The sequence below is a fragment of the Nonomuraea turcica genome (assembly GCF_030718205.1).
Lineage (GTDB): Bacteria > Actinomycetota > Actinomycetes > Streptosporangiales > Streptosporangiaceae > Nonomuraea.
Genome location: NZ_JAUZQF010000003.1, coordinates 248374 through 274040, shown reverse-complemented (window position 1 = coordinate 274040; position 25667 = coordinate 248374). Strand labels below are relative to the sequence as shown.

The following is a 25667-nucleotide window of genomic DNA, read 5'->3' as shown; positions in this document are numbered from 1 at the left end:
TCAAGTTTGATCGGTCGCGTCTATCCGTGGGTTAGCGCGATGTTACGAATCGTCGGCCGACAGCAGCTCGATCACCCGGGAGGCGGACAGCGGCAGCGCCCCCACGCCGCCCCGCAGCCCGAGCGCGTCGCGTACCGCGTTGGCGATCGCCGCTCCGGCCGCGGACAGTCCCCCCTCGCCGGCGCCTTTGACGCCCAGGGGGTTGCCGGGCGACGGAGCGTCCTCGGTGACGATCGTCTCGACCCGGGGCGTCTCCGCCGCGGTGGGCACGAGGTAATCCATGAACGTCGCGGCGAGCGGCTGCCCGTTGTCGTCGTAGCGGAACTCCTCCATCAGCGACCCGCCGATGCCCTGCGCCACACCGCCGACGAGCTGGCCTTCCACCAGGGTGGGGTTGATGGCCCGGCCCACCTCGTAGGCGACCAGGTACCGCCGTACCCGGACGCCGCCGGTCCCTTGGTCCACCTCGGCCAGGGCCACGTGCACGCCGTACGGGTAGGTCATGTGCTCGACCTCGAAGGTGCGCCGCGCCGACAGGCCCGCCGGCTCATCCGCGGCCAGATGCGGGCTGCCCGGAGCACACGCCGCGGCCACCTCGCCGAGCGTCAGCCGCACGTCCGGGCCGGTCACTGCCCCGCCGGTCAGGCGCAACCCGGACTCCGGCACGCCGAGGACGCGGGCGGCGACGCGCAGGGCCCGGCCGGCCACGGCCTCGGCCGCCAGCCGCACCGCCGAGCCGGACACCACGGTCGACCGGCTCGCCCACGAGCCCCCGCCGAACGGCTGCAGCTCGGTGTCGCCGTTGACCACCTCGACCTCGCGGGGATCGACCCCCAGGGGCTCGGCGGCGATCTGGGCCAGCACGGTCTCGATGCCCTGCCCCAGCGAGGTGCCCCCGGAGTGCACCCGCACGGTCCCGTCGGGGCCGACCAGGACGTCGGCGGTGTCGTGCGGGCCCAGACCGCTCTTCTCCAGGAACACCGCGAGCCCCAGCCCCGCGAGGCGGCCCTCGGCCCGCAGCGTGGCGACCTCCTCGGGCCAGCCGGCGGTGTGCGCGAGCGCCCGGTCCAGCAGCTTCGGGTAGTCGCCCGCGTCCAGCACGACGTCGGTGCCGATCGTGTTGAGCGGGCGGGTGTGGGGAATCTCCTCCGGCCGCAGCAGATTGAGGCGGCGCAACTCCACCCGGTCGATGCCGAGCCGGTCGGCGGCCACATCGAACAGGTGCTCCCTGGCGAACGTCCCCTCGAAGCGGCCCGGCGCGCGGTAGGTGCCGCAGGGGGTCTTGTTCGTCAGCACGACCCGGGCACGCCCCGCGTACGCGGGCACCCGGTACGGGCCCGGCAACATCGCGAGCGTCAGCTCGGGCACGAGCACGCCGTGCGTGCGCATGTAGGCCCCGTTGTCGTGGATGACGTCGTCGCGCAGGCCCAGCAGCGTTCCGTCCGCCGCGAACGCCGCCTCGATGCGGTGGCGCTGCTGGCGCGAGTGGTTCACCGCGACGAGATGCTCGGCCCGGTCCTCGGTCCACTTCACCGGGCGGCCCAGCCGCCGGGCCAGCCAAGGGACGAGGAAGTCCTCGGGGTAGAACTCGCCGCGGGGGCCGAATCCGCCGCCCGCGTCCATCGCGTGCAGGCGGATCCGGTGCTCGGGCAGGCCGAGCATGGAGGCGAGGACCCGCCGGTTGAAGACGGGCACCTTCGTGGCACCCCAGATCTCCAGCCGGCCGGTCCCGGCGTCGTAGTCGGCGAGCAGGCCGCGTGGCTCCATCGGGACCGCGCTGTGCCGGCCGACGTCCAGTGTGAGCGCCACCACCGTGTCGGCGGCGGCGAAGGCGGCCGCGCAGTCGCCGTACCCGAGGTCGAGCACGGCCGCGACGTTGCCCGCCTCGTGCAGCGGCACCGCCCCCTCCCCCAGCGTCTCCCTCAGGGCCGTCTCACCGTCGAGCACCGCGTCGAGGTCGTCGCAGGAGACCTCGACGAGCTCGGCGGCGTCCTCCGCGACGTACGGGTCCTCGGCGACGACCGCGGCCACCGGCTCGCCGACGTACCGGACCTTCTCCCTGGCGAGCACCGGCTGCAGGAACGCGCTGAGGTCGTGCCCGCCGACGTTGAGCCGGACCGGGATCGGCGCGACGTCCTTCACGTCCTCGCCCGTGATCACCGCTGTGACGCCCGGCAGCGACCGCGCCTGGCCCGTGTCGATCGACAGGATGCGCGCGTGCGCGGCCTGGGCCCGGACGACCCGCAGGTGCAGCGCGCCGACCCGGTTCACGTCGTCGGCGAACCGGCCGAGCCCGCGCAGCAGCCGCTCGTCCTCCAGCCGCCGCATCCGCCGCCCGTCGCTGGTCACGATCCCGCCTTGCGTCGCTCAGCGGTGGCCAGCAGGGCCTCCACGATGCCCTGGTAACCGGTGCACCGGCACAGGTTCGCCGCCACGACGTCGCGGACCTCCGCCTCGGTCGGCGAGGGGTTCTCCGCCAGGAACGCCTCCCCCAGCATGAGGAAGCCGGGGGTGCAGAAGCCGCACTGCAGGGCATGGCAGCGGGAGAACTCCTCCTGCAGGTCGGACAGCCGCTCCCCGTCCGCCAGCCCTTCGACGGTGCGGACCTCACAGCCGTCGGCCTGCACGCCGAAGACCAGGCAGGACCGCACCGGCTCGCCGTCGACCAGGACCGTGCACGCGCCACAGATGCCGTGCTCGCAGCCCAGGTGGGTGCCGGTGTAGCCGAGGTCGTGGCGCAGCACGTCGGCGAGGGTGCGGCGGGACTCGACGACGGCCTCGTGGTCGGCGCCGTTGACGGTCAGGCTGATCAGATGCAGGTCTTTCACGTGAGGACTCCCAGGATCTGCTCGGGACGGACCGGGATGGTGTCGAGCACCTGGGTGCCGGCGGCGTCGTTGACGGCGTTGACGACCGCGGCAGGGGCGCCGATCGTGCCGCCCTCCCCCATGCCCTTGGAGCCGGTCTCGCTGTGGGACGAGGGCGTCTCGAGATGGAGCACCTCGATCGGCGGGATCTCGGTCGCGGTGGGGACGAGGTAGTCCATGAGCGTCGCGGTGACCGGCTGGCCGGACTCGTCGTAGTGCACCTGCTCGTACAAGGCCGCGGCGATGCCCTGCGCGACCCCGCCACGCACCTGCCCGTCGACGACGAGCGGGTTGATGATCACGCCGCAGTCCTCGACGACGATGTACCGCAGGATCCGTGCCTGGCCGGTGCCCGGATCGAGCTCCACGACGACGGCGTGCGTGGCGTTCGAGAAGGTGCCCGGCGGGTCGTACGCCGCCGAGGCCTCCAGCAGATGATCGCCGTCGAGCCGGTACGACTGGAAGTGGGCGATGCGGGCGACCTCGGCGATGGGCATCGACGCCGCCGGCACGCCGCGGACGGCGACGGCGCCGCCGGCGAGCACGAGGTCGGCGGGATCGGCCTCCAGCAGCTGCCCGGCCGCCCGGCGGATGCGCTCGGCCAGTTGCACGGCGGCCCGCCGGGCGGCGCCGCCGCCGACGACGATGGACCGGCTCGCGAACGTGCCCCAGCCGTACCCGCCCACATCGGTGTCGCCCTGCCTGATGCGCACGTCGTCCGGGTGCAGCCCGAGCTGATCGGCGACGATCTGCGCGAACGTCGTCTCGTGGCCCTGGCCGTGGGAGGCGGTCCCGGTCGTCACGAACACGGTGCCGGAGGGGTCCATCCGGATGTGCGACACGTCGTACCCGGGAGTCATGGCCATGCGCCGCTGCATGAACGCCGGCGTTCCGTACGCCGTGCGCTCGGAGAAGCAGGACAGGCCGATGCCGACGAGCCGGCCTTCGTCCCTGGCCGCGGCGCGGAGGTCGTACCAGCCCTCGGCGCGCAGGCGCTCGGTGGCCAGGTCGAGCGATTCGCGGTAACTGCCGGGGTCGTAGGTGATCCCGGTGACGCCCGTGTAGGGGAACTCGTCCTTGGAGATGAGGTTGCGCCGCCGCACCTCCGCCGGGTCGAGGCCCAGCCGGGCCGCGGCCTTGTCCATGAGCCGTTCCATGACGAAGGTGATCTGCGGGCGGCTCACCCCGCGGTACGGCGCGGTGGGCGCCTTGTTCGTGGCCACGGCCCGGCTGCGCACGCGATAGTGCCGGAGCTTGTAGGGGCCGGGCAGCTCGGTGGCGGCCATCAGCGGCTCGACCCCGGACGTGAACGGGAACACCGAATAAGCCCCGACGTCGCAGCGGATGTCGGCGTCCACGGCCAGGATGCGCCCGTCGGCGTCGAACGCCGCGCGGATGTCGTACTCCTGCTCCCGGGCGTGGAAGGCGGCAGTCAGGTTCTCCTGCCGGTCCTCCACCCACTTCACCGGGCGGCGCAGCCGGTGCGCCAGCGCGGCGACGGCGATCTCCTCGCGTCCGGCGACGCACTTGAGCCCGAAGCCGCCGCCGACGTCCGGCGCCACGACCCGCACCCGGCTCTCCGGCAGGCCGAGTGACGTGGCGATGGCGGTGCGCACCTGGTGGGGGACCTGGGTTGAGACGTGCACGACGAGCTGGTCGTCGCGGTCCGACCATTCGGCCAGGCAGGCCCGGCCCTCCATCGGCAGCGCCGCCAGCCGCCCGCTGGTGAAGGCCTCCTCGAGGACGAGTGGTGCCGCCCCGACGATGGTGTCGAGCTCGGGATCGTCGAACATCGTCAGGTCGACGAAGACGTTGCTGGCGACCCCGTCGTGCAGCGGCGCGGCGTCGAGCGCCCGCCGCAGGGACGACACGGCTTCACCGGGCTCGATGTCGGCGATCACTGCCTCGGCGCCGTCCTCCGCGGCGTACGCGTCCTCGGCCACGACCACGGCGACGGGCTCGGCGACGTGGCGGACGGCGTCCTCGGCGAGGATGGGCATGGTGGACGGGTGGAACTCGGGCCGTTCGAGCACGGCACGCAGCCCGGTGAGCCCGAGATCGGCCGCCGCGAAGGCGGCCACGACGCCGGGCACCGCAAGGGCCGAGGTCAGATCGACGGAGCGGAGCGCGCCGGCCGCGACCGGGCTGCGGGCGAACGCGGCATGCAGCGTGCCGGGCGGCTCGAGGTCGCCGACGAACCGGCCGCGCCCCTGTAGCAGCCGGGGATCCTCCTTGCGCGGGAGTGCCGCCCCGATCCAGCGCCCATCCACGCTGAGCGCAGCCTCACGCACATCCGAACCAGCCGCGGCCTCACGCGCCTCCGAACCGGCCGGAGTCTCAGGCCCTTCCGACCCGGCCGCGGCCTCACGCGCCATCGGCCGCAGCCTCCTCAAGCGCTCGCGTCAGCAGGGTGCGGACCAGCCGCCGGCGATAGTCGGCGCTGCCGTGCACGTCGCTGGGGGGCGACACCTCGCGGGCGGCGACGTCGGCGGCCGCCGCGAAGGCGTCCCCGGTGAGCGCCGCCCCTGCCAGCACCCGCTCCGCCGCGGGAACCCGGACCGGCCGCGCGTCGACGCCGCCGAGCACGATCCGCGCGCCGGTGCAGGTCGTGCCGTCGGCGTCGTCGAGGTCAAGGGCGACCGCCGCCGCGACGATCGCGAAGTCCCCGCGGCGCTGGGCGAACTCGGTGAGCGCGGCACGGGGGGCGGGGCGCGGGAACACCACCTCGACCAGCATTTCGTCCGGGCTCAGCGCGGTCGTCAGGAAACCTTGGAAGAAGCCGGCGGCGGGGATCGTCCTGCGGCCGTGCGGGCCCTCGGCGACGAACTCCGCGTCGAGGAGCAGGGCGAGCATGCACCATTCCGAGGTCGGGTCGGCGTGCGCGATGCTACCGCCGAACGTGCCCCGGGTGCGGATCGGATAGTGGCCGACCCAGTGCGCGGCGCGCGGGAGCACCGCATAACCTCCGAGGACGGCGGGGTCCCGCGTGGTCTCCACCGCGCGGTGGCGGGTGAGCGCTCCGATACGCAGCCGGTCGCCGTCCCGCCGCAGGTACGACAGCCCGGAGATGCGGTTGACGTCCACCAGCGCGCTCGGGCGGGCCAGCCGGAAGTTCATCATCGCGACGAGGCTCTGCCCGCCGGCCAGGATCTTGGCGTCCTCGCCGAGCTCGCCGAGCAGCTCCACGGCCTCGCGGACGTCGTACGCGCGGTGGTAGGCGTACGCGGCCGGTTTCACGAGGGTTTCCCCATATGCCGATCCCTTGACTGGAAGGGGCGATTGAAGTTTGGTATATCATGCATCAATTGGAGGGTGGATGGTCAAGGGTGAGGGCCTGATCCTCGATTCGTCCCGGCCGGGTGTCCTACGCATGCGGCTCGACCGGGGTCGGCGGCGCAACGCGCTGGTCCCTGGCCTCGTGGCCAGGCTACGTGACGCCTTCCGTACTGCCGGTGAGCGCGTGGTGATCCTGGACAGCGCCGATCCGGCGGTGTTCTGCGCGGGCGCCGACCTCGACCTGCCGGACCAGGTCCGGGCCGGGCTGAGTGACGACTTGTACGCACTCTACGAGCAGATGGCCGCGCATCCGGGCCCGGTGATCGCCGTGGTGGAAGGGCCCGCGGTCGGTGGTGGCGCGCAACTGGCCCTCGCCGCCGACCTGCGCGTCGGCGGCCCCGGTGCCCGGTTCCGTTTTCCCGGCGTGGGGCATGGCCTGGCCGTGGGCGCGTGGGGTCTGCCGGCGCTCGTCGGCGCGGGCCGCGCCATGGACCTGTGCCTGACCATGCGCTGGGTGGCGGCGGACGAGGCGGCGCGCATCGGACTGCTGACCAGGCTGAGCGACACCCCGGGCGACGAGGCTTTGGCTCTGGCGGACGAGCTGCTGCGATGCGACCGCGACGCGATCCGCCGCGTCAAAGCGGCGATCCGGGACCCGGCGCTCTTCGACCGACTGGCGGCCGAACGCGCGGGCAACCGCCGCGCCTGGGACGGCTCGGTGGCGTTCCTCCGGCAAGAGAGGGGCGCGCCCCGTGGCTGACCTCGGACGCCAGGCCCTGGGAGCGGCACATGGCTGACCTCGGACGCCAGGCCCTGGGAGCGGCACATGGATGACCTCGGACGCCAGGCCCTGGGAGCGGCACATGGATGACCTCGGACGCCAGGCCCTGGGAGCGGCGCATGGATGACCTGGGACGGGCGGCTTGGGAGCGGCACGTGGAGGACGACGTCGCCGGCGTGCTCGCGGGACTCGCGGAGGGCACGCTGGGCGAGGCGTTCCAGCGGACCGCGCGGCAACGTCCTGACGCCGTCGCCGTACAGGTCGATGATGACGCGCTGACCCACGCCGAGCTGGACGAACGCGCGGCAGCGGTGGCCGGCTGGCTGCGCGGGCGCCTCCCGGCAGGCGCCCGCGTCGTCATCGCGGCGCCCAACGGTATCGCCCTCGTCACCGCCTACGCCGGCGTGGTGCGGGCCGGATGTGTGGCGGTCCTCGCGAGCCCCGCGCTCACCGAGCGCGAGCTGCGCCACCTCGTCTCGGACGCGGGGGCAGAGGCGGCCTTCGCCGCCGGGGCGTCCCGCGAGGCGCTCGCCCGCATCGGCCATCCGCTGCGCACGCTGGCGGCACTCGACGGTACGGACTTCGGCGACGTCCTGGCCTGCGGGCTCGCCCGGGATCCCGAGCCGGTCCCGTCGGACTCGCCCGCACTCCTCGCCTACACCTCGGGAACCACCGGGACGCCCAAGGGCGTGCCGCTGAGCCATGCCAACCTGTTGTCGTCGATCCGCGCGGCCCTCGCCGCCTGGCGGTGGACCGCTGACGACGTCCTCGTCCACGCGCTGCCCCTGACCCATCAGCACGGGCTCGGCGGCGTCCATGCCGCCCTGCTCACCGGATCCCGCACCCGGGTCCTCTCACGCTTCGACCCGCGGCGGCTCGTCGAGACCGTCGCCGAGGAGCGGGCCAGCGTTTTGTTCGCCGTACCCGCGATGTACGAGCGGGTGGCCGAGCTCGCGGAGCTCACACAGCCTGCTTCCCTGCGGCGGCTGCGCCTGGCGGTCTGCGGGTCGGCGCCGCTCTCGCCGGAGCTGGCCCGGCGGGTGGCCACCGCGATCGGGCAGGTCCCGCTCGAGCGGTACGGAACGACCGAGAGCGGCCTCAACGTGTCGAACCCACTCGGCGGGCCGCGGCTGCCGGGCACCGTCGGGCTGCCGCTGCCGGGCGTGGAGCTGCGGATCTGTGACGCCGCGGGCCGGGACGCGGCGGAAGGGGAGATCGTGTTGCGCGGCCCTCAGGTGTTCACGGGCTACTGGAACCGTCCGGAGGCGACCGCCGACGCGTTCCATCCAGGGGGATGGTTCCGCACCGGCGACCTCGGGCACGTCGACCCCGCCACCGGCCATCTGACGATCAGCGGCAGGTCCAAGGAGCTCGTCATCACCGGAGGGCTGAATGTCTACCCCCGCGAAGTGGAGCAGGTGCTGGAGGAGCATCCGGGCGTCGCGGAGGCCGCGGTCGCCGGCCTGCCGTCGGCGCGATGGGGTGAGGAGGTGACCGCCTGGGTGGTGCCGGCGGGCCACTCCCCCGCCGTCTCGGGGGACGCCCTCATCGCCTTCGCCCGCGCCCGGCTGGCCCCCTACAAGTGTCCCAAGCGGGTGCTCTTCATCGATGCGCTGCCGCGCAACGCCATGGGCAAGATCGTCCGCCACGAGCTGCCGACGCACTCCGCCCGTGACACCTGACCTGCCGTCAGGCCGCGATTCGGTGTCGCCGTGGGCCGCGGCACTGGAGCGCGCGGTCAACCGGCTGCGGTCGGTACCCCTGGCCGAGAATGGGCCGGACGGCATGACCGCGCCGCTCGCCGAACCGGACCCGAGCACCATGGCCACCGGCGATCTGCCGACGGCCCGCGCCGGCCGATGGCCGACCGCCGGTCACCTGCCGGACGACAGTCCGGGCCGATGGCCGGCCGTCGGTCACCTGCCGGACGACAGTGCGGGCCGGTGGGGGCCCGGTGAGCTCGACGCTCTCGGCGCGCGGTTGCACCACGGTGCGGCGACGGCGGTGGAGCTCGCGGAGGCGGCCCTGGCCGCCGCAGAAGCGGACGCTTCCGGCGCGTTCGTCGCCCTGCTGCCGGACCGGGCGATCGCCGCCGCGCGCCGGGCGGATGCCGAGCGGCGGGACGGTCTGGCCCGCGGGCCGCTGCACGGCGTGCCGGTCGCGGTCAAGGACAACATCGACATGGCCGGCGTCGCCACGAGGAACGGCACCCCCGGCCTGGGACATCGGGTGCCCGTACGGGACGCCACCGTCGTACGTCTCCTGGAGGAGGCCGGAGCCGTCATCATCGGCAAGACTCGGATGCACGAACTCGCATGGGGCATGACGACGCCCGGCTGCCGCAATCCCCGGGACCTCTCGCGGTCGGCCGGCGGATCGAGCGGCGGGTCGGCGGCGGCGGTCGCCGCGGGCATCGTCGAGATCGCGCTGGGCACGGACACCGGCGGCTCGATCCGCAACCCCGCAGCGCTGTGCGGGGTCGCCGGGTTGCGGCCGACCTGGGGAACCATCCCGATGGCAGGCATCACCCCGCTCGCCCCCACCCAGGACACGGTGGGACCGATCGCCCGGTCTGCGGCCGACTGCGCCGCCGTGTTCGCGACACTCACCGGATCGCCCTGGCCGGCAGCGTTCTCCGCCGGATCGCCCGCGCCGCCAGGAGAGCGCACCGGAGCACCCGCCCACGGACGCCCCGCCCTGCACGGTCGCCGGGTCGCGATGCCCGACGGGCTGTGGCGCGGCAGGGTCGGGGAGGGGATCGCGGAGCGCATGGCCGCCGCCCGCGACGCGCTCCTCGCCGCCGGCGCCGACGTCGTCGAGCTGGATCTGCCCGGCGTCATCGCGGCAGCGCCGGCGGTGACGCTGGTGGTGATGCTCGCCGAATCCGCCGACCTGTGGGCCGACGCGCCGGGCGCGGCGTCGGCGGAGCTCCGCGCGACTCTCCGGACCGGAGCCGAGATCAGGGCGGTGGACTATGTACGGGCCCGCCGCGTGGCCGCCCACCTGCGCGACCTCATCGCCGCGGGCCTGCGGACCACCGGCGCGGACCTGCTGCTCCTGCCCACCGTGCCGGTCACCGCGGCCCCTACCGGAGCGGACACGATCGAGATCGCCGGCCGCCCGGAGGCCACGGGCGCCGCCTACGCGCGGCTCACCGCGCTCGCCTCGGTGACCGGCCTGCCGGCGCTGTCCGTGCCGGCAGGGACAGACGCGACCGGACGACCCGTCGGCGCGCAGCTCATCGGCCCCCCACGGGCCGAGGCGCTCCTGTGCGCCGTAGGCACTGTCATCGCGTCATCACGGGTCTAGCGTCTCAGGTTGATGGATGGTATATCAAATATCAACAGTCGACCTAAAGGAGACGTTCGTGGACCTCAAGCTCGAGGGGCAGGTCGCCTTCATCACCGGGGCGAGCAAGGGGATCGGCCGGGCGGTGGCCGAACAGCTCGCCGGCGAAGGATGTGACGTGGTCATCACGGCCCGCACGGCCGACGAACTGGAGAGGACGGCCAAGAAGATCTCCGAGGCCAGCGGGCGCACCGTCCTGCCGCTGGCCGGCGACATGAGCGTGACCGAGGACGTGCGACGCTGCGTCGAGGAGACCCTGGAGCGGTTCGGCCGGATCGACGTCCTGGTCACCTGCGCCGGCAGCTCGCCCGGCGGCCTCCTCGAGGACCTCACCGAGGAACAGTGGATGAGCAGCCTCAACCTCAAATTCATGGGGTACGTGCGGACGGTCCGAGCGGTCATCCCCCACATGCGCGAGCGGGGCAGCGGATCCATCGTGCTCGTCGTCGGCAACGACGGGCTCAAGCCCAGCTACTGGGAGATGACGGCAGGCGTCGCCAACGCCGCCGACATCAACTTCGCCTCGTCGGTCGCCGAGCAGTACGGCCGGTACGGCGTGCGCATCAACACCGTCAACCCCGGCCCGGTCAACACCGACCGCTGGGACACGCTGGAGAAGGCGTTCGCCCGGGACAAGGGAGTGAGCCAGGACCGCGCGCACGAACTGGCGGTCGCCTCGATCCCGCTCGGCCGCATCTGCGAGCCGGAGGAGGTCGCCTCCGTCGTCGCCTTCCTCGCCTCGCCGCGGGCGAGTTTCGTCAACGGCGCCCATCTGCCGCTCGACGGCGCCCAGCGCAAGAGCATCATGGACACCTGATGCGACTGCGCCACACATTCACCCTCGCCGAGGAGCCCGCCCGCGTCTTCGACCTCTTCCTCGACGTCGAACGGATCGCCGGATGCATGCCGGGCAGCCGGCTGCTCGGTCGCGCCGACGACGCGTACGAGGGAGAGGTCAAGGTCAAGGTGGGCCCGCTCGGCGTGGCGTACCGGGGGAAGGTGCGCTTCCTGGAGGCGGACGAGGCGAGCCGCCGCGTGGTCCTCAGGGCCTCAGGCGCGGAGCAGAACGGCAACGGCAACGCCGACGCCCACGTCGTGGCGGAGCTGGCGCCGGACCCGGCCGGGACGAAGGTCTCCCTCGACACCGACCTGATGATCCGCGGCAGGGTCGCCCAGTTCGGCCGCGGCGTCATCGCGGACGTGTCCCGACGGCTGATCGACGAATTCGCCACGAACCTCGAGACCCTGCTCACCCACCCCGAACCCGCTCCACCGGCAGACACCAGAGGATCCACCCAGCCGGCACCGGCGCCATCGTCCGGGTCCGACCGCGCGACGTCCCCGTCCGGCGTCCGGGGATCGGCCGATCCCGCGACGGCGTCGACCTCCGAGCCGGAGACCCCCGCGCTGGACGGTCTGCGGCTCGTCGCACTCCCGCTGCTGCGGCGCGCCGCGCCGGTGCTCGCGGCCTTCGCCGCCGGGGTCATCGCGGGAGCGCTCGCCACCCGCTCCCGCCGCCGTCGGCGCTGATGTGAGGCCCGAGGGCGTGCTCCCGGATCGTCCGGGCCAGTTCCTCGCCGTCGGTGAGCTGCGGGTGGTGGCCCGCCCCGGCGATCGTGGACACGCTCGCCCGCGGGCCGAGCGTGTCCACCAGCGCCCGCCCTTCGCCGGTCAGCGGGTCCTCGGATCCCACGATCACGTGCACGCGGCCCGGGTAACGCCCGAGCTTGGCTCGGAGGTCCCGCCGCCATCGTTCGCGGCCGGCGGCGGACAGGAGCTGCGCCACGTGGGCGGCTACGCGGCCCCGGCGCAGGTCCTCGGCGCTGGACGCGAGCTGGTCCGCATGGGACGTGTCCCCGGTGAGCAGCCGTGACAGGGCGCCGGGACGTGCCCGGCGGAGGTAAAGACGGGTGAGCGGGGCCAGGCGCGTGGCGAACGGGGCGCCGGCCTGCAGGAAGAAGGGCGACACCAGAGTGAGCTGCTCGACGCGATCCGGGCGCGCCAGTCCGGCCTCGACCGCCGCGGCGGCCCCGAGGGAGTGGCCGATCAGGTGCGCAGGGCCGGTCTCCTCGACCAGCGCGGCCAGCCACGCGGGCAGGTCCCGGGGACGGCCTGCGCTGAGGCCGAGGCCGGGAAGGTCCACCACGCGCGCGTGGCCGAGCGCGGCGGCGACCGGCGCCCAGGTGTCGGTGTTGACGGGAAGACCGGGCAGCACCAGGACCGGCGCGCCCGGGTCGCCGATTCCGAACGTCCGCACGCCCGCGTGCCGGGTGAACCGCCGTGCCGGTCCCTCGGCGGAGGCGCCCCCGAACCGGTGGGCGGCCAGGTGGTCGGCCCACCGCAGGATCGACTCGGCGGTGTCGGGGAGCTCGAGTCCGTGACGTCCGGCGAACTCGCGGGCGGGCCCCGTGGGATAGCGGTCGGAGGACATGAAGGTCAGCGTCTCCGGGTCCGCTTTGGTCAGCGCGGCGGGCAGCCGCCGGATCACCGGCACGGGGACCCTCAACCGCGGGACCTTGACCTGATAGTGCCGGCCCACGAGCGAGAGAAGATCCGGCAGCGGCGGAGTGTCGTCGTCCAGGATCCAGAACGCGGCTCGCGCGGCGGCCGGGTCCTCAGGGAGCAGCGTCATGAATCGAGCCAGATAGTCCACGGGAATCACGGGGACGAACGTCCGCGTGTCGCCCGGAAGGGCCGCGACCGAGCCTCGCCAGATGTCCTTCAGGGTCGCGGCGAGACCGAGCTGCTGATCGGACTCTCCGCTCGTGCTGACCCCGATCACGCTGGACGGGTTGACGATGGACCAGGGCACGCCCAGCTGATCGGCGAGGGCCCGCAGGACGGCGTCCGCCTCCATCTTGGACCCCTCGTACGCGCCGACGCGCTGGTAGACCTGCCGGACGAGCTCGTCGCTCCACGGCACCGTCGCGGGGTCCTGGCCTCCCACGCGGTAGCCCGAGACGTGCACGAGCCGCCGCAGGCGCGGCAAGCGCGCGGCGAAGGACACGATCGCCCTGACGCTGTCGACGTTGGCGCGACGCGCCTCCGCTACCGTCATCCCGAACCGGTAGGCCCCCGCGCAGTTGTAGATCTCGGTGACGTCATCCCCGTCACCGTCGATCAACGCCGGCGCGTCGAAGTCGACGCGTACGCCGTCCACGGCGGCTCGGCATCCGTGCGCGGCGAGCCAGCCGCTCAGCCTGGCGAAGGACCCGCTGTCCCGCGTGGCTGCGGTGACCCGGACACCGGCCTGGTCCAGCGCGAGGATCACGTGGCGGCCGATGAACCCGGAGGCCCCGAACACGAGCGCATGCCGGTTCACGAGGTCTCCTCTTCGGCGGGCGGCTGGTCGAGAAGTGCGCCGAGAACCAGAGCGGCGTTGCGCAGCGCCTCCACGTCGCGCCGGGCCCTGGACATGATCACCGCGCCCTCCAGCGTGCTGACGACGGTGGTGGCCATGGCACGCGCCGTCGCACGCGCGTGGCCGCGGCCGGCGAGGTGGTCGGTCATCGGGGCGATCCACGATTCGAAGGCGGCCGCGCAGGCCGTGCGCAGGCGCTCGCTGTGCGCCCCCATCTCCAACGTGACCACCGAGACCGGGCAGCCAAGCCGGTAGTCGTTGCCGGTGAGGATGCCCGCCAGCACGTCGACGACGCGCCGGAGCACGTCCCCTGGGCTCGCGGCCTCTGCCGCCATCTCGGTCACGAGCCTGCGGAACTGCTCGGCGGCCAGCTCGACGGCCTTCTCGCCCAACGCCTCCTTGCCCTCGGGAAAGTGGAAGTAGAGCGACCCCTTGGGGGCCTGAGCGTGCTCCACCACCGTGTTGAGGCCCGTGCCGCTGTAGCCGCGGGCCTGGATCAGTTCGAGCATCGACTCCGTCAGGCGCGCGGTCGTCCGCGCTCCCTTGTCAGTGACCATGGAAGCAAAATAGACCGGTCTATATATTTATGCAACCATGCGTTCATGGCGTGAGGCGGGCGGCAGCGAGGAGCTCGCGGGTGTAGGGGTGGGCGGGCGCGTCCCAGACGCCATCGGCCGGGCCGGTTTCGACGATCCGGCCGTGGTGCAGCACCGCGACCTGGTGGCGGGCCACGTGCCGGACGAGGGCCAGGTCATGGGCGATGAACAGCTGGCCAAGACCCAGCTCGTCCCGCAGGTCGGTGAGGAGGTTGACGATTCCGGCCCGTACGGAGGGATCGAGCGCGGACACGGGTTCGTCCAGCACCAGGAGCTTGGGGTCGCAGGCGAGGGCTCGGGCGATGCCGACGCGCTGGCACTGGCCGCCGGACAGCTCGTGCGGTCTACGGCGGGCGAGCGAGCCGTCGAGGCGTACGAGGTCGAGCAGCTCCGCGACGCGGGCCGGTCCGGTCAGCGGATCCCAGCGTCCCTGGACGCGCAGCGGCTCGGCGATCGTGTCGTGCACGCGCAGGCGAGGGCTGAGCGAGCCGTAGGGATCCTGGAAGACGGGTTGCAGCGCGGGCCGCAGCCGGCGCAGGGCGTGCTCGTCGAGCCCGGTCAGCTCGTGACCGTCGAACCGCACCGACCCGCTCTCGGGCCTGCGCAGCATGAGGACGGCGGCGGCGATGCTCGACTTGCCCGATCCCGACCCGCCGACGAGGGCCAGGGTCTCGCCGTGCGGCACGGTGAAGGAGACGTGGTCCACCGCGAGGACCGGCGGCGTACGGCGGCCGCGCGCCGGATAACGGACGGTGAGGTCGCGGACGTCCAAGAGGGGCGGCGGCGTCATGCGGGGCCCTCCGATCGCGTGGCCTGCGGCGTCATGCCGGCTCCTCGAACAGCTCGGTCACCGGATCCGGCAGGTCGCCGACCCGGTGGCAGGCGACCAGCCGCTCGTCGCCGGCTTCGTGCGGCTGCGGCTCCCGCTGCCGGCACTCGTCGGCGGCGGCCGGGCAGCGGGGCGCGAAGGCGCACCCGGGCGGCAGCGCGCCGGGCCGCGGTGGGGAGCCGCCGATCGACGGCAGCCGCCGGCCCGTCGCGCCCCGCCCTGGCAGGGAGGCGAGGAGCCCGCCGGTGTAGGGGGCGCGGGGGCGGCGCAGCACCGGGCCGACCGGGCCGGACTCGACCAGCCGCCCCGCGTACATGACCAGCACCCGGTCCGCGTGCGCGGCGGCCACCGCCAGATCGTGCGTGACCAGCAGCAGCCCCGGCCGCGTGCCCTCGCGCGGCTCTCCCAGCATGCGCAGGATGCGGTCCTGGACCACCGGATCCAGCGCCGTGGTCGGCTCGTCGGCGACGATGAGGGCGGGTTCGTTGACGGTGGCCATGGCGATCACCACCCGCTGCCGCATCCCGCCGGAGAACTCGTGCGGGTAGGCACGCGCCCGCCGGGCCGCGTCGGGGATGCCGGCCCGCTCCAGCGCGGCCACCGCCCGTTCCGCCGCGGCTCTGCGGCTCAGCCGGCGCACCGATCTCGCGGCGAGGGCGAGCTGGTCGCCGACGGTGTGCACGGGGCTGAGCACCGACAGCGCGTCCTGCGGCACGAAGGCCACGCGTCGGCCTCGAACCTGCCGGTAGCGGCGCTCCGGCGCTCCACGCAGTTCCCGCTCGTCCAGGCGTACGCTGCCGGAGACGCGCAGGCCGGGTGGCAGCAGCCCGAGCACGGCGCGCGCGGTGAGCGACTTGCCCGCGCCGGACTCGCCGACGACGGCTACCGTCTCGCCGTGGTCCACCTCGAAGGACAGGCCGCGGACAAGTTCGGCGTCCGGACCGGCGATGCGCAGGTCGCGCACGCGCAGCAGCGGTTCGATGTCTGACGTGCCCGAGTCCGGCACCATGTCTGACGTGCCCGAGTCCGGCACCATGCCCGTCATACCGGCCGTCCCCGCGTACCGGCGAGGGTGGACAACGAGACCGCGAGAGCGGCCAGGAGCAGGAGCATCCCCGCCGGGACCAGCGACGCCCACGGCCCGCGTTCGACGTACGGGAGCGACTCGGCCAGCGTCAGCCCCCACTCGGGAGCGGGCGGCTGAGCCCCCAGGCCCAGGAAGCCGAGGGAGGCCATGGCCAGGGCGATGCTGGGCAGGCGCAGCACCGCGTGCCGGGCGAGCGGACCGGCGACGGCGGGCAGGACGTGACGGGTCAGGATCCAGGAGGGTGGCGAGCCGATGGCGCGCTGGGCCACCAGGTGGGCAGCGGCGCGGGTCTCGGAGACCAGCGCGGCCGCGTGGGCGGCGAGCATGGGCCAGGACACCAGGGCGACCGCGACGGACGCGCCGAGCGTGCTGGGACCCAGCAACGCCGCGGCCAGGATTCCGGCGATCGCCGGCGGCACGGCGTTGCCGATGTCGGCGGCCCCGGAGGCGATGCCCGGGAGGAAGCCGAGGGCAAGGGAGACGACGTAGGAGGCGGCGCAGACCAGCGCCGCCACCCCGACCGTGGCCGCCGCCCCGTGACCGGCCCTGGCCAGCACGTCCCGGCCGAGCGCGTCGGTGCCCAGCGGATGGTCCCAGCTCGGCCCGGCGAGCCTGGCGGCCAGGTCCACGGCCAGCGGATCGAGGAGCAGACCCCAGCCGATGGCGGCCGCCAGCACCGCGGCGCAGGCGGCCGGGATCAGGCGGCGCGCCCGGCCGTCACCCGTCACCGGCGCGGGCAGTGACAGGGCGGCGTCACGCAGCCCGGGGCCGAGCATCCAGCGCCGTGCGGCGCCCGACAGGATTCCGGCGAGCACACCGAGCAGGACGAGGGCGAGCACCGCGGCCTGCAGCAGCGGCAGGTCCTGCGACTCCGCCGCGCCCAGCGCGGTACGGCCGATGCCGGGCACCGCGAACACCGTCTCGACGGCCACCGCACCACCCGTCAGCCCCACGGCGACCAGCCCGAACTGCGGCACGAGAGCCGGCAGTGCACGCCGCAGCACCGCCCGCGCGAGCACGCCGGGACCGCAGCCGGCCGAGCGCCACAATCCGACCCACGGCTCGGCGAACACGGCCGGCAGCGCGTCGTCCACCAGCCGCCCCAGCACCCCGCCGGCCGGGATGCCCAGCGCGAGCGCGGGCAGCACCATATCTTGCGGGTTGTGCCAGCCGTACGGCGGCAGCCAGCCCAGCCACACCGACAGCGTGATCAGCAGCAACGTCGCGACGAGGAACTCGGGCAGCGCGGCGAGCACGGCCGCCGCGGACCCCGTGCCACGGGCGCCGCGCAGGGTGCCCCGCGCGCCGCGCACCAGTGTCGGCGCGCACAACGCGCAGGCCAGGACCAGCGTCACGACCAGCGCCGCGCCCATCAGCGTCAGCGAGACGCCGAGCCCCGACATCACCGACGGCAGCACCGGAGCGCCGTTCACCCAGGAGCGGCCGAAATCGCCGCGCAGCACGCCTGCCAGCCAGTCGCCGAGCACCGGTACGGGACCGCCGTCCAGGCCCAGGTCGCGCCGGATGGCCTCCAGGGTCTCCGGCGTCGGCTCCTGCTCGCCCGACCGGGCGCGCAGCAGCGACAGCGCCGCGTCGCGGCCGGACAACCAGGGCAGCAGCCCGACCGCGACGATGATCGCGACGAGGGCGACGGCGCGCGAGGCCGGCACGCCGGCGCGATCCCCCCTTCCCGGGACCGTCATTTCAGCCGCGTGTCGGTGGTGATCAGGGCGCGCTCGCGCGGGTCCTTCGCCGAGTCCGCCACCGTGGTGGCGTCGCCCTGGATGACGCGCTCGTGCAGCATCGGGATCGCGGCGTCGGTTCGCAGGATCGCCGCCTCGGCCTCCAGGATCGCCGCGCGCCTCGGGGGGCCGGCCTCCGTCGCCGCGGCCTTCTTCACGGCCTGGTCGACGTCCTCGTCGCACAACTTGGCCAGGTTGAAGGAGCCTTCGCAGGTGAAGTCGGCCTGCAGGTACGCCACCGGGTCGCCCGAGTCCAGCACGGTCGCGCGAGAGAGGATGAACGCGTCGAACGCGCCGGCCAGCGCGTCCTCCTCGATGTGCGCGTACTCGCGGACCACGAGCTTGACGGTGAACCCGGCGGCCTGGAGGTGTTGTTGCAGCACCGAGGCGACCTCCGGCAGCTCCGGCCGGTCGGAGTAGGTGGCCAGGGTGATCGACACGCCCTTGGCGTCCGTGGGCGCCGCGCGCCCGGTCACGGGGCGGCGGCCCTCGGCGGCCCACGGCAGCGCGGGTCCCAGGAGGCCGCGGGCGAGGTCGGCGCGGCCCTCGTACACGCCCGTGACCAGTTGGGCGGGGTTGATGGCCGTGCGTGCGGCGGCGCGTACCCCTGGGTCCTTGAAGGGACCCGTCTTGGTGTTCAGGTAGAGGGTGTTGGTGCGCGGCATCGGCACCTCGCTGACCGTCTCCTTCTGCAGCAGCGCGGCTTGTGAGACCGGCACCGCCTCGGCGATGTGCGCCTGGCCGCTGCGGATGGCGGCGGCGCGGGCGGTGCCGTCCGGCACGAAGGCGACGTCGATGCCGGTGGCCTTGGCCTTCTCACCCCAGTAGCCGTTGTAACGATCGAGGGTCGCGGTCGTGGTGCCGTTGACCTTGGTGAGCTTGAAGGGGCCGCTGCCGGTGCCGACCGGGTTCACCGTGCCGTCCGGGCCGTAGGCGCTCTCCGCGAGGATCGACAGCTGCGGCGAGGACAGACGCTGCGGTACGAGCGGGTCCGGCTCGCCCGTGGTCACCACCACCTTGTCGCCCTCCGCCTTGGCGGTCAGCTCGACGCCGTCGAGGATGCGGGGTTTGGGGGTGGCCTTGGTGGCGCGGGTCAGCACGTTGACGGCCACCTGGGCGGTCAGCCGGGTGCCGTCGTGGAACGTCACGCCGGGGCGGACGGTGAACTCCCAGGTCCGTGCGGAGGTCCGCGCCCACGCGGTGGCGAGCCCCGGTCGCGCGTCACCGATCTCGTCCAGGTTGATCAGGGTCTCGGCGGTGGACCAGCGCGACAGCTTGAAGGCGTCGTCGCTGAACGGCGACAGGCCCGTACGCGGGGGCTGGAGCATCGCCAGCTTGATCCGGCCGCCGGTCGAGGCGGAGTCCGTGCTCTGCCCGCCTGCCGGCACCGAACATGCGGCCACGGAAAGGACACAAGCTGCCGCCAGGGCACGCGAAAAGCTGGGGTAACGCACTGAATGTCCCTAGTTCAGGGGGATTGGGGCGATCGCGAGATTAGCACATGAAAACCGTTTCCATAGTCGGATCTCGCCCCATTTGTGAGCATGGATACCCCTCGGGGTATAGTCGAGGGCATGGAACTGACCGAGGGCATGGTGGGCGACGCGCTGACCCGGTTGAAGCGGGCGCACGGCCAGCTGGCCGGGGTGATCGCGATGATCGAGGCCGGCGAGGACTGCACGAAGGTGCTGACCCAGCTGGCGGCGGTCTCCAAGGCGCTGGACCGCGCCGGATTCAAGATCGTGGCCACGGGGCTGCGGCACTGCCAGGACGCGCAGGACCGCGGCGAGCAGCCGCCGATGAGCGTGGCCGAGCTGGAAAAGCTCTTCCTGGCCCTCGCCTGATCCAGCGGCCGCGGACTCCGCGGCCGCATTTTTGTACGATCGACATACCCCTGGGGGTATTTTATGGACGTCATACCTTTTCGCACCCCTGGCTTGGGCGACCAGACCTATCTGCTGACGCACGAGGGCAAGGGTGTCCTCGTCGATCCACAGCGGGACATCGACCGATTCCTTGCGGCCGCGGCCGACGTTGAGCTGCGGTTCGTGCTGGAGACGCACCTGCACAACGACTACGTCTCCGGCGCCGCGCAGGCCGCGCTGCGGACCGGCGCGGAGCTGGTGCTGCCGGCCGCCGCAGCGGCCGCGTACCGGCACACGCCCGCTTTCCATCTGGAGGACATCGAGGGCGGCGGGCTCACCATCCGGCCGATCCACACGCCCGGCCACACCCCCGAGCACACCAGCTACCTCGTGCTCATCGACGGCGAGCCGGTCGCGGTGTTCTCCGGCGGCAGCCTGCTGGTGGCCTCGGCCGGCCGCACCGACCTGCTCGGCCCCGAACGCGCCCCGACGCTGGCCCGGCTCCAGCACCTCTCGCTGCGCCGGCTGGCCGCGCTGCCACCCAGCGTCGGCCTGTACCCCACGCATGGCGAGGGCTCGTTCTGCACGGCCACGGGCGCGGGCCGGCTCACCTCCAGCATCGGCGCGGAGCTGACGGACAACCCGTTGCTGGCCATCGACGACGCCGGCGAGTTCGCCGACCGGCTGCTCGCCGATCCCCTGCCGATCCCGGCCTACTACCGGCGCATGGGCCCGGCCAACACCCTCGGCGGGGCGCCCATGCCTCCGGTCGGGGTCCCCGAGCTCCACGCCGTGCCCGCCGGCTCGCACGTGGTGGACATCCGGCCCCGTCAGGTCCAGGCGCGCGGGATGCTGCCCGGCTCGCTCGGCATCGAGCTGGACGACGACTTCGGGGCGTGGGCGGGCTGGCTGCTGCCGTACGAGGAGCCCATCACCCTCGTCGCCGAGCCCGGCCAGGACGTCGCCGAGGCCGTCACCCAGCTGGCCAGGATCGGCATCGACACCGTCCAGGGCGTCGTCCGGGAGCTGGGCGAGGCCGCCACGCAGACGTACGAGCTGCTGGAGCTGAAGGCGTTCGCCGAGCGGCTCGCCCGGCCCGGGGCGCAGCTGCTGGACGTGCGCATGCCGAGCGAGTGGGCGGCGGCCCGGGTCGAGGGGGCGGTCGAACGCTTCCTGCCCGACCTGTTCACCCTCGGCGTTCCCGCGGAGCTCGACCCGGCGCGGCCGGTCCTGGTCGCCTGCGGCAGCGGCCGCCGCTCGGCCATCGCCGCCGGGCACCTGGCCCGCCTGGGATACCGCGCGGCGGCCCTCACCGGCGCCGGCGTGCCCGACCTCGCCGCCGCCTGACTCCCGACATCCGCAGAGCTCTGAGGAGAACCTTCCTTGTCCCGTTTCAACGCCGCCCGCATCGACGCCGTCTCCGCCCGCTCGCTGATCGCGGCCGACCCCGGCGTGCTGCTCGTCGATGTGCGTACCCCGGCGGAGTTCCGGTCAGCGCACCTCGACGGGGCCGTCAACCTGCCGCTCGAGCAGATCGACGACGCACACCTGCGGCGCATCGTCGCGAACGCCGGCGGCCCCATGGTGCTCATCTGCCAGTCCGGCAACCGCGCGGAACGCGCCCGGCAGGCGCTCGCCGGAGCCGGGTCCACCGATGTCGCGGTCCTGGAGGGCGGCATGAACGCCTGGATCGCCTCGGGAGCCCCGGTCACCCGCGGGCGCCCGCGGTGGGCTCTGGAGCGGCAGGTCCGTCTGGTCGCCGGCACGATCGTGCTCGTCTCGGTCGTGGCGAGCCCGTGGCTGCCCGCGGCGACGATCGCCGCCGGGGTCATCGGCGGCGGCCTGACGCTCGCCGCGCTCACCGACAGCTGCCTCATGGGCACGCTGCTGTCCAAGCTGCCCTACAACCGGGCGGGCGGCGTCGACGTCGAGGCCGCGATCGCCGCCCTGCGCCGGGCGGCTACCGCGCCGCGGGCGGCAGCGGCGGGACCGCATTCTTCGCCCGTTCGAGGGCCTGGTCAGGCCACCACTGACCGGCGGCCGGGGTGACGATGCCATACAGAGGGTCGGCCGGTCCCGAGGTGCCCCTGGTGCACTGGCCGTTGGAGAACCCCGGGCTGTTGAGCCACAACAACGCGTCGGCCAGCGGGCTCCCCGTGTCGGCGGTCGGCCGCGCACCCGCACCTCGGCCCGGTGGATTGCACCATTCGTCCGGCACGGGGAACCGCCCGGCGGGCGGCTCCCACTCCCCCGCCCCGTTGCGGCTGGTGTCGACGACGAAGTGGGGCAGGCCGGGCGCGGCGTCGGGCACGGCGGCCAGAGCCGCGTCGGCGCACGACGCCGTCCTCGACGCGACTCTCAGGTAGACACATCTGGACAGCTTGGCGGCGTACGCGAGCGACAGCTCGGTCGTGCGGTAGCCGACCATGTTGACGTAGAAGCCGTCGGCGTCGACCACCCCCGCGTTGACCAGCCGGTCGGCGACCTGGGTGAAAGCGGGCCACCCCGCCAGCCCGCCGTCGAGGTACACGGCGGTGCGGGCCAGGCCGGTGAGGGTCTCCACGGCGTACGTGAGATCGGCGTACCGCTGGGCGGCGGCGGCCTGCCCACCCTGTGGGCACTCCGGGCTGCCGGGCATCCGTGCCAGGCCGCTGGGCTCCAGGGCGACGACCGCGGGCCGGCTCCCGATGCCCTCGGCCACCGCGTCGATCCACGCCCGGTAGCTCTCGGCGTTCGGGGCGCCGCCGTTCCAGCAATCACGTCCGGGGATGTGGTCGGTGACGAACGCGGGGACGGTCCGCTGCCGGTCCGCCTCGGCGACCGCGTCACGGACCGTACGGGAGATGTCGGCGGGCGAGCCTCCGGCGAGCCACATGGCCGCGGGGACCTCCGACAGGGCCCGCATGAGGGCGGCGTCGGCCGTCCTGCCCTGCGTCGACCAGGTCCGTGCCTGCCGCGCCGCGTCGTTGTCCGGCTGCACGTGGAACCGCACCCCGTCAGCGTGGAGCGGGTTCTCCCCGGGGAGTTTCCGCCAGCGCGTGCCGGCGTCCTGCGCGGACGGTTCATGAAGGGCCAGTTCGGCAGGCAGGGGGTTGCGGTTGGCGGCCGCCTGAGAGACGAAGACGGCGCCTGCCGTCACCAGGGCGAGCGCGGCCAACGCCGCACCGCCCCACGCCCAACGCCGGTACGGGGCCCGCCGGCGTCTGCGCCCCTTGCCCGGCCTGGTGATCGCGTGTGGCTCCGGGTCGGCCGGCGGGGCTTCGGGCTCCTGGCAGGCCCCGGGGTCGGCCGGCTGGGGCTCGGGCTCCCGGCGGGCCCCCGAGATGGTCGGCGGGAGCCGGAGACCGGTGCCCCCGGCGAGCAGGTCCACGAGCTCCGCTGCCGACGGCCGCGCCGCCGGGTTCTTGCTCAGCGCCCGCGACACCAGCTCCCCCAGCACGCCGTCCAACGCGGGAAGAACGGGGTCGTCGTGAACCACGCGGTAGAGCACCTCGTGCCCCGCTCCTCTGCCGAACGGCGGCTGCCCACCGGCCGCGAAGACCACGACGCCGGCCCAGGCGAAGACGTCGGAGGCCGGCGAGAGCGGCAGCCCGCGCACCTGCTCCGGAGACATGTACGCCGGCGTGCCCATTCTGGTGAACGACAGGGTGGTGGAGTCGGCCGCGAAGGCGAGACCGAAGTCGATGACCTTCGGGCCCACGGGCGACAGCAGCACGTTCGACGGTTTGAGATCCCGGTGGACGACGCCGGCCGCGTGGATGGCCCACAGGGCGACCGCCGTGCTCATGGCGAGCCCTTCGAGCTCCGAGCCCGACATCGGGCCCCGCTCCTTGACCGCGCGGAACAGCGTCGGCCCCGGCACGTATTCGGTGACGACGTACGCGAGGTCGCCGTCCAGATCGGCCTCGAGCACGGGCGCCGTGGAGAAGCGGGCGACCCGCTGCGTGGTCGCGACCTCGCGGCGGAAGCGCCGGCGGAACTCCGGGTCGCCGGCGAGATGCCGGTGGATGATCTTGATCGCCACCAGTCGCCGCGAAGGGCTCTCCGCCAGGTAGACGACGCCCATCCCGCCCGCGCCGAGCCGGCGGATCACGCGATGGCCGCCCACCTGCAGGGGGTCACCGCCGGTTCGCCCACCCACCGCCTCGCCGTGCTTGGTGCCGTGTGCCATCGCCCGCCCATCCAGGACCCGAGGGTCCTCCTGAGACCAGAACGCAACAGGACTCTCTCCTCCAGACAGTCGACAGGAGGTACGGATCCGGCAGCCTCCGGGTTCAGCCCTTGACAGTCGTGCCTGTATCGATAAAGTTGCCTCGCTTTACCGATCCATGTATCGGTAAAGCGACCTCCACCACCCCTGAGGGATTCATTCATGAGCAATGTCGTCGTGCCTGCCATCATCAATGTCGACGTCGAGGGTCCGGTGATCAACCGGCATCTCTACGGTCATTTCGCCGAGCATCTGGGCCGCTGCATCTACGGCGGGTTCTATGTGGGCGAGGACAGCGAGCTCCCGAACGCCGGCGGCATCCGCCTGGACGTCGTCGACGCGCTGCGTGCCCTGAACATCCCCAACCTGCGCTGGCCCGGCGGCTGCTTCGCCGACGAGTACCACTGGATGGACGGCATCGGGCCGAAGGACCAGCGCCCCGCGATGGTGAACACCCACTGGGGCAACGTCGAGGAGAACAACCACTTCGGGACCCATGAGTTCATGGCCCTGTGCGAGTTGCTCGGCGCCGAGCCGTACATCAGCGGCAACGTCGGCTCGGGCACGGTCAAGGAGATGAGCGACTGGGTCGAGTACCTGACCCGCGAGGGCGACTCGCCGATGGTGCGCCTGCGCAAGGCCAACGGCCGCGAGGAGCCCTGGCGGGTGCGCTTCTGGGGGCTCGGCAACGAGACCTGGGGCTGCGGCGGCCACATGACCGCCCAGCACTACGCCGACGAGGCCCGCCGCTACGGCACCTACTGCCGCGACCACGGCGACAACAAGCTCTACCGCGTCGCCGCCGGCGCGAACACCGACGACTACGCCTGGACCGAGACGCTCATGAAGCAGCTCGGCGACCTGGGCTGCGCCTACCGGCCCCAGCCGTTCTACCAGGCGCTCTCCCTGCACTACTACACGATTCCGGGCACGTGGCAGGACAAGGGCGACGCCACCGTGTTCGACACCGACGACTACTACCGCACGATGGTCCAGGCGGCGCGCATCGACGAGCTCCTCACCGGCCACTCGAACGTCATGGACTGCTACGACCCGGACAAGAACGTCGGCCTGGTGCTGGACGAGTGGGGCACGTGGTGGAACGTCGAGCCGGGCACCAACCCGGGCTTCCTCTACCAGCAGAACACGCTCAGGGACGCGCTGGTGGCCGGCCTGCACTTCGACATCTTCCACCGCCACGCCGACCGGCTGGTGATGGCCAACATCGCCCAGACGGTGAACGTGCTCCAGGCCATGATCCTGACCGACCCCGACTCCGGCGCGCTCGTGCTCACGCCCACGTACCACGTGTTCGAGATGAACAAGGGACACCAGGACGCGGCCTCGCTGCGGGTCGACCTCCCGGCGGGCGTGCCCGGCAGGGAAACGCTGAAGACGGTCTCGATCTCGGCGAGCCGCAAGGACGGACGGATGCTCGTGTCGATGTCCAACCTGGACGCGGCCGAGGCCGTCGACGTCGAGCTGGACCTGCGTGGCGGCGCCGTGGCCGGCGCGCACTCCCGGATCCTCACCGCGGAGAAGCTGCAGGCCCACAACACGCCCGAGACGCCGGCCGCCGTCGCCCCGCGGCCTCACGAGCAGGTCACGGCGACCGCTTCCGGGCTGCGGGTGCACCTGCCCGCCCACTCCTTCGTCACCGTGGAGGCCCGCCTCGGATGACGGTCACCAGGGCCGCCGAGCGCAC

The 25667-nt window shown here is 73.3% G+C and carries 20 protein-coding genes; 9 read left to right on the top strand and 11 right to left on the bottom strand.

Features of this window, described 5'->3' with window-relative positions; genetic code table 11:
* Window positions 1–42: 42 nt before the first annotated feature.
* From Q9G87_RS10045 to Q9G87_RS10030, 4 genes are read right to left on the bottom strand one after another with little or no spacing between them, the layout of a single operon-like run.
* Window positions 43–2349, bottom strand: a complete 2307-nt coding sequence (locus Q9G87_RS10045) for a xanthine dehydrogenase family protein molybdopterin-binding subunit (protein WP_305915975.1) — start codon at window positions 2347–2349, stop codon at window positions 43–45.
* Complete coding sequence (locus tag Q9G87_RS10040) at window positions 2346–2828, bottom strand: (2Fe-2S)-binding protein (protein WP_305915974.1); 483 nt, start codon at window positions 2826–2828, stop codon at window positions 2346–2348. The genes Q9G87_RS10045 and Q9G87_RS10040 overlap by 4 nt, the downstream gene beginning before the upstream one ends.
* Window positions 2825–5242 (bottom strand): xanthine dehydrogenase family protein molybdopterin-binding subunit, encoded by a 2418-nt coding sequence (locus Q9G87_RS10035; protein WP_305915973.1) that lies wholly within the window; start codon window positions 5240–5242, stop codon window positions 2825–2827. Before Q9G87_RS10035 ends, Q9G87_RS10040 begins: the two co-directional genes overlap by 4 nt.
* Window positions 5232–6104 carry an FAD binding domain-containing protein gene (locus Q9G87_RS10030; RefSeq protein ID WP_305915972.1) on the bottom strand — a complete coding sequence of 291 codons (873 nt, stop codon included), beginning with the start codon at window positions 6102–6104 and terminating at the stop codon, window positions 5232–5234. The genes Q9G87_RS10035 and Q9G87_RS10030 overlap by 11 nt, the downstream gene beginning before the upstream one ends.
* Window positions 6105–6183: 79 nt before the next feature.
* Here Q9G87_RS10030 and Q9G87_RS10025 point away from each other — a divergent pair, with 79 nt between their 5' ends.
* The 5 genes from Q9G87_RS10025 to Q9G87_RS10005 all read left to right on the top strand — a co-directional run bounded on the left by Q9G87_RS10025 (window position 6184) and on the right by Q9G87_RS10005 (window position 11802).
* A complete protein-coding gene (locus Q9G87_RS10025) occupies window positions 6184–6903 on the top strand; it encodes an enoyl-CoA hydratase/isomerase family protein (RefSeq protein WP_305915971.1) in 720 nt (239 codons plus the stop codon).
* A gap of 140 nt (window positions 6904–7043) precedes the next feature.
* Window positions 7044–8606: a class I adenylate-forming enzyme family protein gene (locus Q9G87_RS10020; RefSeq protein ID WP_305915970.1), complete on the top strand. Its 1563-nt coding sequence runs from the start codon at window positions 7044–7046 to the stop codon at window positions 8604–8606.
* Window positions 8596–10233: an amidase gene (locus tag Q9G87_RS10015; RefSeq protein WP_305915969.1), complete on the top strand. Its 1638-nt coding sequence runs from the start codon at window positions 8596–8598 to the stop codon at window positions 10231–10233. The genes Q9G87_RS10020 and Q9G87_RS10015 overlap by 11 nt, the downstream gene beginning before the upstream one ends.
* A 58-nt stretch (window positions 10234–10291) precedes the next feature.
* Entirely contained in the window at window positions 10292–11089 is a 798-nt protein-coding gene (locus Q9G87_RS10010; RefSeq protein WP_305915968.1) for an SDR family oxidoreductase, read from the top strand.
* Entirely contained in the window at window positions 11089–11802 is a 714-nt protein-coding gene (locus Q9G87_RS10005; protein WP_305915967.1) for an SRPBCC family protein, read from the top strand. Before Q9G87_RS10010 ends, Q9G87_RS10005 begins: the two co-directional genes overlap by 1 nt.
* Here the strand turns inward: Q9G87_RS10005 and Q9G87_RS10000 are convergent.
* From Q9G87_RS10000 to Q9G87_RS09975, 6 genes are read right to left on the bottom strand one after another with little or no spacing between them, the layout of a single operon-like run.
* On the bottom strand, window positions 11756–13594 hold the full coding sequence (locus Q9G87_RS10000) for an alpha/beta fold hydrolase (RefSeq protein WP_305915966.1): 1839 nt from the start codon (window positions 13592–13594) through the stop codon (window positions 11756–11758). The genes Q9G87_RS10005 and Q9G87_RS10000 overlap by 47 nt on opposite strands.
* Window positions 13591–14190, bottom strand: a complete 600-nt coding sequence (locus Q9G87_RS09995) for a TetR/AcrR family transcriptional regulator (protein ID WP_305915965.1) — start codon at window positions 14188–14190, stop codon at window positions 13591–13593. The genes Q9G87_RS10000 and Q9G87_RS09995 overlap by 4 nt, the downstream gene beginning before the upstream one ends.
* A 43-nt stretch (window positions 14191–14233) precedes the next feature.
* A complete protein-coding gene (locus Q9G87_RS09990; RefSeq protein ID WP_305915964.1) occupies window positions 14234–15019 on the bottom strand; it encodes an ATP-binding cassette domain-containing protein in 786 nt (261 codons plus the stop codon).
* Between the two features lie 31 nt (window positions 15020–15050).
* Window positions 15051–16103 carry an ABC transporter ATP-binding protein gene (locus Q9G87_RS09985; protein WP_305915963.1) on the bottom strand — a complete coding sequence of 351 codons (1053 nt, stop codon included), beginning with the start codon at window positions 16101–16103 and terminating at the stop codon, window positions 15051–15053.
* The gene (locus Q9G87_RS09980; protein ID WP_305915962.1) at window positions 16100–17815 is read right to left on the bottom strand and encodes an ABC transporter permease subunit; all 1716 of its coding nucleotides are present in this window, start codon (window positions 17813–17815) and stop codon (window positions 16100–16102) included. Before Q9G87_RS09980 ends, Q9G87_RS09985 begins: the two co-directional genes overlap by 4 nt.
* A 29-nt stretch (window positions 17816–17844) precedes the next feature.
* Complete coding sequence (locus tag Q9G87_RS09975; RefSeq protein WP_305915961.1) at window positions 17845–19290, bottom strand: ABC transporter substrate-binding protein; 1446 nt, start codon at window positions 19288–19290, stop codon at window positions 17845–17847.
* 171 nt (window positions 19291–19461) lie between these two features.
* Between Q9G87_RS09975 and Q9G87_RS09970 the strand changes: the two genes are divergently transcribed.
* The 3 genes from Q9G87_RS09970 to Q9G87_RS09960 all read left to right on the top strand — a co-directional run bounded on the left by Q9G87_RS09970 (window position 19462) and on the right by Q9G87_RS09960 (window position 21801).
* Window positions 19462–19731, top strand: a complete 270-nt coding sequence (locus Q9G87_RS09970) for a metal-sensitive transcriptional regulator (RefSeq protein ID WP_305915960.1) — start codon at window positions 19462–19464, stop codon at window positions 19729–19731.
* Window positions 19732–19794: 63 nt separating this feature from the next.
* Window positions 19795–21099: a rhodanese-like domain-containing protein gene (locus Q9G87_RS09965; RefSeq protein WP_305915959.1), complete on the top strand. Its 1305-nt coding sequence runs from the start codon at window positions 19795–19797 to the stop codon at window positions 21097–21099.
* A gap of 36 nt (window positions 21100–21135) precedes the next feature.
* The gene (locus tag Q9G87_RS09960) at window positions 21136–21801 is read left to right on the top strand and encodes a rhodanese-like domain-containing protein (protein ID WP_305915958.1); all 666 of its coding nucleotides are present in this window, start codon (window positions 21136–21138) and stop codon (window positions 21799–21801) included.
* On the opposite strand, the gene Q9G87_RS09955 is transcribed toward Q9G87_RS09960, so the two are convergent.
* Window positions 21713–23923: a glycoside hydrolase family 6 protein gene (locus Q9G87_RS09955; RefSeq protein WP_305915957.1), complete on the bottom strand. Its 2211-nt coding sequence runs from the start codon at window positions 23921–23923 to the stop codon at window positions 21713–21715. The genes Q9G87_RS09960 and Q9G87_RS09955 overlap by 89 nt on opposite strands.
* 201 nt (window positions 23924–24124) lie before the next feature.
* Between Q9G87_RS09955 and Q9G87_RS09950 the strand changes: the two genes are divergently transcribed.
* The gene (locus tag Q9G87_RS09950; protein WP_305915956.1) at window positions 24125–25642 is read left to right on the top strand and encodes an alpha-N-arabinofuranosidase; all 1518 of its coding nucleotides are present in this window, start codon (window positions 24125–24127) and stop codon (window positions 25640–25642) included.
* Window positions 25643–25667: the final 25 nt, after the last annotated feature.

Excerpts from the sequence above, each read along its gene's own strand:
- Q9G87_RS09965 (WP_305915959.1), top strand. The coding sequence starts at position 19,795 with ATGGACGTCATACCTTTTCGCACCCCTGGCTTGGGCGACCAGACCTAT.
- Q9G87_RS10025 (WP_305915971.1), top strand. The coding sequence starts at position 6,184 with ATGGTCAAGGGTGAGGGCCTGATCCTCGATTCGTCCCGGCCGGGTGTC.
- Q9G87_RS09970 (WP_305915960.1), top strand. The coding sequence starts at position 19,462 with ATGGAACTGACCGAGGGCATGGTGGGCGACGCGCTGACCCGGTTGAAG.
- Q9G87_RS10020 (WP_305915970.1), top strand. The coding sequence starts at position 7,044 with ATGGATGACCTGGGACGGGCGGCTTGGGAGCGGCACGTGGAGGACGAC.
- Q9G87_RS10035 (WP_305915973.1), bottom strand. The coding sequence starts at position 5,242 with ATGGCGCGTGAGGCCGCGGCCGGGTCGGAAGGGCCTGAGACTCCGGCC.
- Q9G87_RS10005 (WP_305915967.1), top strand. The coding sequence starts at position 11,089 with ATGCGACTGCGCCACACATTCACCCTCGCCGAGGAGCCCGCCCGCGTC.
- Q9G87_RS09950 (WP_305915956.1), top strand. The coding sequence starts at position 24,125 with ATGAGCAATGTCGTCGTGCCTGCCATCATCAATGTCGACGTCGAGGGT.
- Q9G87_RS09990 (WP_305915964.1), bottom strand. The coding sequence starts at position 15,019 with ATGACGCCGCCGCCCCTCTTGGACGTCCGCGACCTCACCGTCCGTTAT.
- Q9G87_RS09985 (WP_305915963.1), bottom strand. The coding sequence starts at position 16,103 with ATGACGGGCATGGTGCCGGACTCGGGCACGTCAGACATGGTGCCGGAC.
- Q9G87_RS09955 (WP_305915957.1), bottom strand. The coding sequence starts at position 23,923 with ATGGCACACGGCACCAAGCACGGCGAGGCGGTGGGTGGGCGAACCGGC.
- Q9G87_RS09995 (WP_305915965.1), bottom strand. The coding sequence starts at position 14,190 with ATGGTCACTGACAAGGGAGCGCGGACGACCGCGCGCCTGACGGAGTCG.